The organism is Phenylobacterium sp. (assembly GCF_004799395.1).
GTDB lineage: Bacteria > Pseudomonadota > Alphaproteobacteria > Caulobacterales > Caulobacteraceae > Phenylobacterium.
This window is the reverse complement of sequence record NZ_SSMZ01000158.1, coordinates 1-9,533: the sequence shown is the minus strand read 5'-3', so window position 1 is coordinate 9,533 and position 9,533 is coordinate 1. Positions and strand designations below refer to the sequence as shown.

Sequence of the window (9,533 nt, the reverse complement as noted above, 5' to 3'; positions counted from 1 at the left end):
GATGACGGCGCGTGCCACGGCGGAGACGGGGCCGCCGCCGCGGCGTTCAACGTCGGCCTTCAGCTCGCGCCAGTGGGCGAAGCCGTACTCGCGGGCGATCTGGTGCTGGGCCTCGGCGAGCTTGGCGGTCGGGGTGACGGCGCGCAACCGGTCCAGCCGTTGCTTGGCTTCGTTCTTCAGGTGCTCGAGGCTGGGTTTCGCCGGCAATGCACGCGCGGCGATCGTCCCGGTTCCGGGATTTTGCATCATAGGCCTTCCTTCCGATGTGGCCCGGTGTCCGCACGACGGGCAGGAAGTCAGGGATGATAGAGATCGAGACGTCGAGCGGGCTGGGCCCTTTACGCGGACAGTCGGCCTCCCGAAGGCCAAGTCCAGCATAGCCGCGCTTCGCGCCTCCCGGCAAGGTCGGCTACTTCGCCGCGTCCCAGGCCTTCACGGCCACGGCCACGGCGGCGGTTTCGATCTTGTCCTCGAGCGGGGTCCACTGGTCGGTGTGCGGGTGGGCGTCGAAGCGCATGTAGGGGGAGGCGGTCTTGGCGACCGGCGCCCAGACGGGTGCGCCCTGGCCGTTCGGATCGCCGGTCTTGGCGAAGCGGGTCCAATAGTCGCCCATCGCTTGCGAGACGCGGGCGTCCTCGTCGTCCCAGACCTCCTTGTCGATGCGCGTGCCGAACAGGTAGCTGAGCTCTCCGCCGTGGTCGGTTCCCCTGGCCTTGGCCCGGTCGGAGCCGGCGACCTGGTCGAAGTAGTAGGACCAGGCGGGCAGGCCGAGGGCGGCGTTCTTCTGGGCCAGGTAGCGGGAGGGCTGGGTCGACAGGCTTTCGGTGATCAGGTCGGATTCCGGGCCCGCCTTGGTCGGATGAGCCCGCGAGGCCTCCAGGAGTTCAGGATAGGCTGCGCCGAGACCGGCCTTGGCGACGGCGACGTTCTCACCGACCAGGCTGGCCTCGTGGGAGTTGCCGCCGATCATCAGGCCGACCCTCAGTTGCTCACCCTTGCGGTAGGTGTCGCCTGGGCTGCGCAGCATCATGACCCCGTCGACCATGGGGCCGGCCGGGCCGGACTTCAGGACATCGGCCAGCGGGATGGCGCGCAGCTGGGCGGGCGTGGCGTCGGCCGCGCCGACGCCCTTGGCCCAGCTGGCGCCGAAGGCCTCGGCGGTGAGCGGGCCGCCGCGGATCGCCGTCGCCGCGGCCGTGCCGCCGCCGGATTCGGAGATGGCGCGCACGAAGAGGCCCTTGGCCGCCTGGGTTGTGGTCAGCATCTGTACCGCCACGGCGCCGGCGCTTTCGCCAAAGACGGTGACCTTCTTCGGATCGCCGCCGAAGGCTGCGATGTTCTTCTGCACCCACTGCAGGGCGGCGATCTGGTCCATCAGGCCGTAGTTGCCGAGCCGGCCGCCGTCGGCGTTCTCGGCGGTGAGCGCCGGGTGGGCGAAATAGCCCAGCCGGCCCAGGCGGTAGTTGATGGTCACCACCACAACGCCGCGCCTGGCGAGCGCCGAGCCGTCATAGAGCGGCACGCCGCCGGAGCCGCGGATGAAGGAGCCGCCGTGGATGAACACCATCACTGCGTCGCCGGCTTTTGGCGTCTTGGCTGGCGCGAAGACGTTGAGGAACAGGCAGTCCTCGCTCTGCGGGCCCACCTGTGCCCAGGGATCGTCGCTGAGGTGCGGCTGCGGGCAGGCCGCGCCGTTGGCGGTGGCCGGACGCACGCCCGTCCAGGGCTTTACCGGCTGCGGCGCGCGCCAGCGAAGCGGACCCGAAGGACCGGCCGCGTAGGGAATGCCGCGGAACACGGCCACCTCGCCCTGAGCGGCGCCCTCGACCACGCCCGCGTCGAGCTTGGCGGTCGGGGCGGCCCAGGCCGGGGTCGAGAGCGCGCTGGCCGCCAGGGCCGCCGCGATCGTCAGCTTGAACATCTTCACCAGGCATTCCCCGATCTGATCGTTTGAGCGCCTGGATAACACGTTGTCGGCGTTCGCAGGCCCCGCGTCAGGTCGGCGGGCTGGCGGCCGGGCCGCGAGGTCCTCGCAGCAGCCAGCCGAAGGCGGCCACGGCCGCCAGCGCGCCGAGGATCTGGCCGGCGATGAAGGCCGGCGCTGAGGCGGGCGCGATGCCCGCGAAGGTGTCGGAGAAGCTGCGCGCCAGCGTCACCGCGGGATTGGCGAACGAGGTCGAGGCCGTGAACCAGTAGGCGGCGGTGATGTAGAGGCCGACCGCCATGGGCGTGGCCTGCGGGCGAAACCGCAGAGTTCCGAGGATCGTCGCCAGCAGGCCAAAGGTCGCGACGAATTCCGACCAGGCCTGCGCCGGGCCGTCGCGGAACTTGGCGGAGACCTGCAGGATCGGCTCGGCGAACATGGCGTGAGCGGCGAAGACCCCGAGCATCGCGCCGGTGAGCTGGGCCGCGACATAGGCCAGCGCCAGGCGCGCCGGCAACTCGCGGCGCAGTGCGAAGGCCAGGGTCACGGCGGGATTGAAGTGAGCCCCGGAAATCGGGCCGAAAATGGTGATCAGCACGACGAGCCCCGCGCCCGTGGCCAGAGTGTTGCCGAGCAGCGCGATGGCCTGGTTCCCGCCGGCCAAGCGTTCTCCCATGATCCCGGAGCCGATGACGATGGCCAAAAGCAGGGCTGTGCCGAGCGCCTCCGCCGTGAGCCGGCGGCCGACGCTGAAAGCTTCGAGCGGCGGCTCCAGGCTGGCGTCGCCGGGCGCCGTCATTCGACGGGCTGATCGGTCGGCGCGCTGATCTCGCTCAGGCGGGTCTGCAGCGAAGCGCGGTCAAGCGAGGCGTGGGGCAACTCGACGAACAGGCCGATGCGCTTGCGCAGCTGCCGGGACGTCTCGGCGAAGGCCAGGGCGATCTCCGTCGACGAGCCCTCGACGGTGGCAGGGTCGGGCACGCCCCAATGGGCGGTGATGGGCTGGCCGGGCCAGATCGGGCAGACCTCGCCCGCGGCGTTGTCGCAGACCGTGAACACGAAATCGAGCGGCGGCGCGCCCGGCGCGGCGAACTCGTCCCAGGACTTGGAGCGGAAGTCCGCGGCGTCGAAGCCGAGGCTTTCCACGATCGGCAGGGCGTACGGATTGACCTCGCCCCTGGGAAAGGAACCGGCGGAATAGGCCTTGAACCGGCCCCGACCGAGGCGGTTCAGCAGGGCCTCGGCGATGATCGAGCGGGCTGAATTGCCGGTGCAGAGGAAGAGGGCGTTGTAGACGTGGCTCACAGCGCAGGCTCCGCTAGCAGGATGAGGCTTCGGCGACGCAGCTGCGGCTGGCGATCTCGGCGAGCGGCGCGCAAATCTCTGGCTTTCCGGCGCAGCAGTCCTCCACCAGGAAGGCAAGCAGCTCGCGCATCCGGTCGTAGCCCACGGCGTAGATGATCGAGCGGCCGTCTCGCCTGGAGGTGACAAGCCCCGCCGCGGCCAGGATGCTGAGGTTGGTGGAAAGCGTGTTGGAGAGACTGCCCGTGGCGCGCGCGATTTCGCCCGCGGCCAGGCCATCCGCGCCGGCTCGGACCAGCAGGCGGAATACCTCCAGCCGCCCGGCATGGGCGAGGGCGGAGAGCGCGGTGGTCGCGTCGTGGGTTTCCGTCGCCCGGCTCATGAGCAGGCGGAGGCGGCGGGCTTGGCGCTCCCGCAGCAGGCTTCAGCGGCAGGCGCCGGCGCCGCCATGGCCGCCCGGGCCCCGTCCTCGCCGTAGGTGGTGGCTTCGCCGAAGGTGAAGAAGGTCTCCCAGCGCACCCCCGCGGGGTCGTTCACCCAGCTCTTGTCCGAACGGGCATAGCAGCAGGTCGCCGCGGTTTCGTCGAAGGTCGTTTCGCCGGCGGCCCGGAGCCGGGCGGCCAGGACCCCTAGCTCTTCAGCGGTGTCGGTCTGGATGCCGACGTGATCGATGCCCTGGGCTCCGCCGCGCTGGGAGATCGCCAGGTTCACGCGAGGGTCTTCGAGCATCCACTTGGCGTAATCGTCCTTGACCACGGTGGGCGGGGCGCCGAACAGCGCCTCGTAGAACTGGATGGACTGGGCGAGATCGGGCACGCTCACGTGCAGGTGCAGGCGCTTCATGTCGGGCTCTCCTAAGGATGTACCTGTTCGATACTTCTGGAACTATAGAAGAGTCAAGCGATGAACTCGATCTCAGATGCGACTCGTCCTGACACCCTCAAGGCGAGGCCCGCCAAGCGCGCGGATGCTCCGGCCATCACCGAGATCTACAATCAGGGGATCGAGGACCGCATCGCGACCTTCGAGACCGAGCCGCGGTCGCCGGCCGATATCGCGGCGTGGTTCGAGGACGCGCTGGCGTTCGTCTCGGTGGTCGATCCGGCCGGCCACGTGGTCGGCTATGCGGTCGCCCATCCCTATGCTGACCGCTGCTGCTATCGCGGGATCGGTGAGTTCTCGGTCTACGTGCGCCGCGCGCACCGCGGACGTGGCGCCGGGCAGGTCGCGATGGCGGCGCTCGTGGAAGCCGCACGCGACAGGGGCCTCTGGAAACTGATGTCGCGCATCTTCCCGGAGAACCGCGCCAGTCTTGGCCTGATGGCCCGCATGGGCTTCAAGGCCATCGGCGTCCACGAGAAGCACGGAAAGCTCGATGGCGTCTGGCGCGACTGCGTGATTGTCGAGCGGATGATCCCGGAGAACATCGACTAGCGCGCGTGCCGCTATCGCGGGTCAGGAACTTCTGAGGCCCCTGTCGCTAGATGGGCAGGCTGTTCGCGTCCGGCTGAGGGCGCCCCAGGGGAAGTGTCAGGGCAATGTCGCGGTGGCGCTCCAGGACCGGGCGGGCGTCATCCCAGACTGCGACGTAGGTGCAGGTCGGATGATCGGCGAGCATCTGGAGCGCGCGGGCCGGGGCCTCGGCGTCGGAGCCGAGGTCGAAAGCCTCGAACGAGCTGGCGCCGCCACCCAGATTGCAAAGGTAGAAGGTGTAGATCGCCATTTCGCGATTCCCTCCTCGCGACATCGAGCGGGAGCGGGAGGCTGTCTCAGCCAGGTCTCTCGGCCGCCGGCGCCCAAAGGCCTCTGCCAGCGATGCCACACCATAACACGTTATGTCGGCTAACTAACTTACATAGTCGCTATGGTCGCACACGACTGCGTGCGAGCGACAAATGTCTCCCCGTCGCTCAGGCTTGCCGGCGTTCCACCGCACGCGGGCGCACGCCGGTTTCGCCGGGCTCGCGCCGATACCAGTCGTTGGGGATCGCCGCCTCCAGCGCATCGTCGACCGTGATGATGCCGAGCACGCGCCCCGAGGGATCGAGCACCGGCAGGGTCAGGAGGTTGAAATCGGCCATCCGGGTGGTGACGGCGATGATGTCGTCCTCGGGCCGGGCGACGACCGGGTCCGCGTCGACCGCGTCGCGCAGCAGGGTGGCCGGCGCGAGCTGGAGGGCGCGGACCAGGCTCAGCGTCCCGCCGAGCGTGCCGTCTTCGCGCAAGCTGTGGATCGTGGTCAGGGCCTCGGGCTGCTGGGTCGTGGCCGTGCGCAGCATGTTCAGCGCGTCGGCGATGCTGCGCTCTTCGGGGAGCGCCAGGAAGTCCGTGCCCATGAGGCCGCCGGCGGTGGCGGGATTATATCCCAGCAGGGTCAGGACCTTGGTGTTCTGCGCCGGGGGAAGCAGTTCGAGGACCTTCAGGCGGCGGTTCTGCGGAAGCTCCATGACGGCGTCGGCGACGTCGTCGGCGCGCATCCGCGACAGCACATCGGCGACGTCCTGATCGCTGCGCCCCTTGAGCAGCTGGGCCTGGTGGGTTTCGTCCAGCTCCTCGAAGACGTCGGCCTCCAGCTCCGGGTCGGCGTGGACCTGGGCCAGCAGGACGTTCTGTTCCTGCGTCGAGGCCGCCTCGATGATCTTGGCGATCTGTGCGGGTTTCAGGCGGCCGATCCAGGTCGACGTGGACAGCGACTGCAGCGCCTTCTGATTGCCCATCAAGAGCAGGAAGTCATGCCAGTCCCGGGCGGCGTGGCCCTCATGCGCGCCGAAGGAGAACCAGCTGTGCCGGTGCACATCTAGGCCGCTGGCGACCCAGCCTTCCGGCGTGGATTTCAGGCGGATGTCTCTGGCCTTCACCAGGGCGCTGTGGGCGATGTCGATGAGCCGGTGGCCGAGCACGTCCTCCTTGAGCAGGACTTCGCCCTCGCGCCGGGTGAAAGGGCGCAGGTCGAGCCTGGCGCTCTGCAGGCGGACCGAGGCCTCGTCGATGCCGATCACGTCGGCCATCGGCACGAAGATGCGGCTGCCGCCGACGCGGATCACCAGCCCCGAGAGGAGCGGATATTCGTCGTTGCGGAGCTTGACGATGACGTCCTCAAGCCGCGCCAGCGACTTGTCTTTCGCGTCGATCACGGCGCGCCGCAGAAGCAGCGCCAGCGATAACTCGGTTTCGGAAGTGAGAGCACCTGGAGCGGTGTTCACGTTTATTCCTTCAGTGGGCTCGCGGCGGAGTGAGCCGGCCATGTCAGACATCCTATGCGGAAGGGGTTCCGTGTCCAAGCGCCAGCTGAACGACGCGCACGATCACCAGGATCATGGCGATCAGCAGGTAGGTGCGCAGGACCGTCAGGCCGATCCGGCTGCCCGCGGAAAGCTTGGGGGCGGTCAACAGGGACAGCGGCGACATGCGCCATGAGGCGCGGTGAGACCGGTCGATCGGCGGGGCCGCCAGGTGCGCCGGGCGCAGGCGGTGGTAGATCAGGAAGCCGGCGCCGGCCATCGCGAAGGCCGCGACGCCGCCGATCAGAATGTCGAGGATGGCCTGCGCTCCCAGATCGGGGAACAGCACGCCCGCCGTCAGGATCAGGGACAGCACCACCAGGACGGCGATCACCGCCGAGGTGAAGACGTTGAGGGCGGGCCCGTTGACCCATGGCCCGAGGACCTGGCTGTCATTGCACAACAGGAGCAGAAACACGGTCGCCGAGGGCAGGAGGACGCCGGCAAGCACCTGGACGCCGACGGTAAGCAGGCCCAGCGGGCTGCCGGGGAGCAAAACGATGACCGCCGAGACCAGTAGCACGCCGGCGAACATCAGGTAGAAGCCCTTGGCGTCGGAGATCTTCCGGTGGAGGGAGTGCTTCAGGCCCAGGACGTCGCCCAGGGCGTAGGAGGTCGAGAGGCCGACAGCGGCCGCGCCGATGATCGAGGCGTCGATCAGGGCGAGCGCGAAGAGCACGCCGGCGGTCTTGCCGACGTACTTCGACAGGCCCTGGGCGACGCCGCCGGCGTCGGTGAAATTGCCGAACTCCGGATGGCCGGCGAAAGTCGCGGCGGTGAAGGCGATAATGGCCGCCGCGCCGACGATCACGATGACAATCCCGAGCCACAGATCGGCCTTCTCGTACTTCATGAACCGCGGCGTGATGCGCTTGTCGATGATGTAGGACTGCTGGAAGAACAGCTGCCACGGCGCGACCGTGGTGCCGATTATGGCGATGATCAGCAGGACCACCTTCGACAGGTCCGCGCCCTTCGGCATGCCGGGCACGACGAAATCGTGGGCCACCTGGGCGAGCGGCGGGTGGATCATGAGCACGATGGGGACCAGCAACAGCGAGCCGGCGACCAGGGTCATGCAGACCTGCTCGAAGCGTTTGAAGGACCCGGTGCTGGCCGCCGCGACGATCACCGCCGCGGAGAGCAGGACGCCGGGGATCTTCGGCAGGCCCAGGTAGTCGAGGCCCAGGCTGATGCCGATGAACTCGGTGACGATGGTCAGCGCGTTCAGGATGAACAGGTCGATGACGCTGAACGCACCCCAGAATTTGCCGAAGCGCTCCAGGATCAGGCGGGCATGGCCGACGCCCGTCACCACGCCGAGGCGAAGCACCATCTCCTGGTTCACGTAGAGCACGGGCACGAGCAGGAGGAGCACCCACAGGAGGCTGGTGCCGTAGGTCTGGCCTGCCTGGGTGTAGGTGCCGAAGGCGCCGGCGTCGTTGTCGCCGACCATCACGATCAGCCCGGGGCCGACAACGGCAAGCAGGGTGCCGAGACGGGCCTTGAGACCCGCCCGCGGCGCGTCGTCACCGAGCTGGATCGTGCCGAACGCGCCCTCGATATTGCCGATGTGGGCGGAGTCGAGAACCGTGGCCGCGGGACGTTCGGTTGGGGCGTCCGCCATGTGCATTCCGTGTCCGTCGGCGCCGGGCTGGTTCGTCACGCCTGTCATGCGCACACCGCCGGAAAACACGCGAACGAACGCAATCCAAGTCGTTCTCGGGAGAAAAATACCATGGCTAACCTCGTGGAACGCCGCCGGTGGGCGTCACGGGTCGAGCCCGTCCCCAGGCCCTAGCGAGACGCCTTCGGCGGCGCGTTAGATCGACTGGGACTGTCGCTTGGCATCAGTGGGGTTCCGGTGGGGCTGACGATCCCCTAGGGGAGGATGTTCAACAGTCGGCGGAATGGGCCTCGGCGCGGCGCCTGTCAAGGCGCATCCGCCATTGTCTCACAGGTTTCACAAAAGGCGCGCAAGGGCTCTGGCCTGACAGCTCCACCGGTCCCGTTGGGGGCGCGGGGTCAGAGGTATTTGGTGATTTCCTTGAACTCGTCGATCGCCTGTTGCGGGGCGCGTGTCCCGCTGTCGGCGGCGTCGGTCAGGCAATGGTCGATGTGGTCGTGGACGAGGACCTTCTTGGCCGCGGCGACGGCGCGCTCGACGGCGTGAAGCTGCTGGACGACCTCCATGCAGGGGCGGTCGGACTCCATCATGCCGATGACGTTGCGCAGGTGCCCTTCGGCACGCTTCAGGCGTTTGACGATGTCCGGATGGGTCTTGTGCGCGACATGGACCATGTGGGTTGACGTATCCCTGGGGGGGGGATAGGTCAAGCGCCTCGTATCCCCCAGGGGAGGATATGGGGCTGGTGGTCGAAGCTCTGCAACGGAACCGAGATCGCCGCGTTTGTTCGCCGCCGCCCACCGTCAAGCTTGGCCCCAGGATCACGAGGCAGCCCATGACCCGCAATCCTCGCCTATGGCTGGCCATGACGGCGCTCAGCGCCTTGGCGGCCGGCCCCGCCCTGGCGCAGTCGGCGGACAAGACGGCCGACGCGGCGCCGGAAAGCTTCGCGGTTCACGGCCAGGTCACCTTCGTCGACCAGGGCAACGCTGCTTTCACCTCGCCCTACCGGGGGCCGAACAGCCTCGATCCCGCCGCGCGCGGCCGGGAGACGGCGGACGTGACGCTCTATGCAGGCGCGCGCCTTTGGCCCGGCATGGAAATTTGGGTCGATCCGGAGATCGACCAGGGCTTCGGGCTCAGCGACACGCTGGGGATTGCAGGTTTTCCCTCGGGCGAGGCCTACAAGGTGGGCATGGCGACCCCCTATTTCCGGCTCCAGCGGCTGTTCGTGCGCCAGACCATCGACCTGGGCGGCGAAAGCGAGAAGACCGAGGCTGACCTGAACCAGCTGGCCGGGTCGCACACCGCCGACCGGCTGGTGATCACCGTCGGCAAGATCGGGGTGCCCGATATCTTCGACGCCAATGCCTATGCCCACGATCCGCGCGGGGATTTC

At 68.4% G+C, this 9,533-nt stretch carries 11 protein-coding genes and 1 pseudogene; 2 read left to right on the top strand and 10 right to left on the bottom strand.

All coding sequences use genetic code 11. The features are described from left to right. The 6 genes and pseudogenes from E8A12_RS10335 to E8A12_RS10310 all read right to left on the bottom strand — a co-directional run. Nucleotides 1-249: pseudogene (locus E8A12_RS10335) on the bottom strand (hypothetical protein); the annotation flags it as partial. Between the two features lie 160 nt (nt 250-409). Beyond that, on the bottom strand, nt 410-1,921 hold the full coding sequence (locus tag E8A12_RS10330) for a carboxylesterase family protein (RefSeq protein WP_293368328.1): 1,512 nt from the start codon (nt 1,919-1,921) through the stop codon (nt 410-412). Between the two features lie 73 nt (nt 1,922-1,994). Then, nucleotides 1,995-2,723 (bottom strand): MIP/aquaporin family protein, encoded by a 729-nt coding sequence (locus E8A12_RS10325; RefSeq protein WP_293368324.1) that lies wholly within the window; start codon nt 2,721-2,723, stop codon nt 1,995-1,997. Beyond that, the gene (locus tag E8A12_RS10320; protein WP_293368322.1) at nt 2,720-3,229 is read right to left on the bottom strand and encodes an arsenate reductase ArsC; all 510 of its coding nucleotides are present in this window, start codon (nt 3,227-3,229) and stop codon (nt 2,720-2,722) included. The genes E8A12_RS10325 and E8A12_RS10320 overlap by 4 nt, the downstream gene beginning before the upstream one ends. Before the next feature lie 13 nt (nt 3,230-3,242). Next, nucleotides 3,243-3,608 carry a metalloregulator ArsR/SmtB family transcription factor gene (locus tag E8A12_RS10315; RefSeq protein WP_293368320.1) on the bottom strand — a complete coding sequence of 122 codons (366 nt, stop codon included), beginning with the start codon at nt 3,606-3,608 and terminating at the stop codon, nt 3,243-3,245. After that, nucleotides 3,605-4,069, bottom strand: coding sequence for an ArsI/CadI family heavy metal resistance metalloenzyme (locus E8A12_RS10310; RefSeq protein ID WP_293368317.1), 465 nt, complete (start codon nt 4,067-4,069; stop codon nt 3,605-3,607). Before E8A12_RS10310 ends, E8A12_RS10315 begins: the two co-directional genes overlap by 4 nt. 60 nt (nt 4,070-4,129) lie before the next feature. On the opposite strand from E8A12_RS10310, the gene E8A12_RS10305 reads away from it, so the two are divergent. Beyond that, complete coding sequence (locus E8A12_RS10305) at nt 4,130-4,660, top strand: arsinothricin resistance N-acetyltransferase ArsN1 family A (RefSeq protein WP_293368315.1); 531 nt, start codon at nt 4,130-4,132, stop codon at nt 4,658-4,660. A gap of 46 nt (nt 4,661-4,706) precedes the next feature. Here E8A12_RS10305 and E8A12_RS10300 read toward each other — a convergent pair whose 3' ends face one another. The 4 genes from E8A12_RS10300 to E8A12_RS10285 all read right to left on the bottom strand — a co-directional run bounded on the left by E8A12_RS10300 (nt 4,707) and on the right by E8A12_RS10285 (nt 8,808). Then, nucleotides 4,707-4,949 (bottom strand): hypothetical protein, encoded by a 243-nt coding sequence (locus E8A12_RS10300; RefSeq protein WP_293368313.1) that lies wholly within the window; start codon nt 4,947-4,949, stop codon nt 4,707-4,709. A 187-nt stretch (nt 4,950-5,136) separates the two neighbouring features. Beyond that, nucleotides 5,137-6,360, bottom strand: a complete 1,224-nt coding sequence (locus tag E8A12_RS10295; RefSeq protein ID WP_293368311.1) for a CBS domain-containing protein — start codon at nt 6,358-6,360, stop codon at nt 5,137-5,139. Between the two features lie 121 nt (nt 6,361-6,481). Beyond that, nucleotides 6,482-8,182 (bottom strand): NRAMP family divalent metal transporter, encoded by a 1,701-nt coding sequence (locus E8A12_RS10290; protein ID WP_293368309.1) that lies wholly within the window; start codon nt 8,180-8,182, stop codon nt 6,482-6,484. Between the two features lie 350 nt (nt 8,183-8,532). Then, nucleotides 8,533-8,808 (bottom strand): metal-sensing transcriptional repressor, encoded by a 276-nt coding sequence (locus tag E8A12_RS10285; RefSeq protein ID WP_293368307.1) that lies wholly within the window; start codon nt 8,806-8,808, stop codon nt 8,533-8,535. 161 nt (nt 8,809-8,969) lie between these two features. Between E8A12_RS10285 and E8A12_RS10280 the strand changes: the two genes are divergently transcribed. Beyond that, on the top strand, nt 8,970-9,533 hold a 564-nt coding region (locus tag E8A12_RS10280; protein ID WP_293368305.1), incomplete at its 3' end, for a carbohydrate porin.

Coding starts and splice junctions, on each gene's coding strand:
- E8A12_RS10330 (WP_293368328.1), bottom strand. CDS start 1,921: ATGTTCAAGCTGACGATCGCGGCGGCCCTGGCGGCCAGCGCGCTCTCG.
- E8A12_RS10325 (WP_293368324.1), bottom strand. CDS start 2,723: ATGACGGCGCCCGGCGACGCCAGCCTGGAGCCGCCGCTCGAAGCTTTC.
- E8A12_RS10315 (WP_293368320.1), bottom strand. CDS start 3,608: ATGAGCCGGGCGACGGAAACCCACGACGCGACCACCGCGCTCTCCGCC.
- E8A12_RS10310 (WP_293368317.1), bottom strand. CDS start 4,069: ATGAAGCGCCTGCACCTGCACGTGAGCGTGCCCGATCTCGCCCAGTCC.
- E8A12_RS10305 (WP_293368315.1), top strand. CDS start 4,130: ATGAACTCGATCTCAGATGCGACTCGTCCTGACACCCTCAAGGCGAGG.
- E8A12_RS10300 (WP_293368313.1), bottom strand. CDS start 4,949: ATGGCGATCTACACCTTCTACCTTTGCAATCTGGGTGGCGGCGCCAGC.
- E8A12_RS10290 (WP_293368309.1), bottom strand. CDS start 8,182: ATGACAGGCGTGACGAACCAGCCCGGCGCCGACGGACACGGAATGCAC.
- E8A12_RS10285 (WP_293368307.1), bottom strand. CDS start 8,808: ATGGTCCATGTCGCGCACAAGACCCATCCGGACATCGTCAAACGCCTG.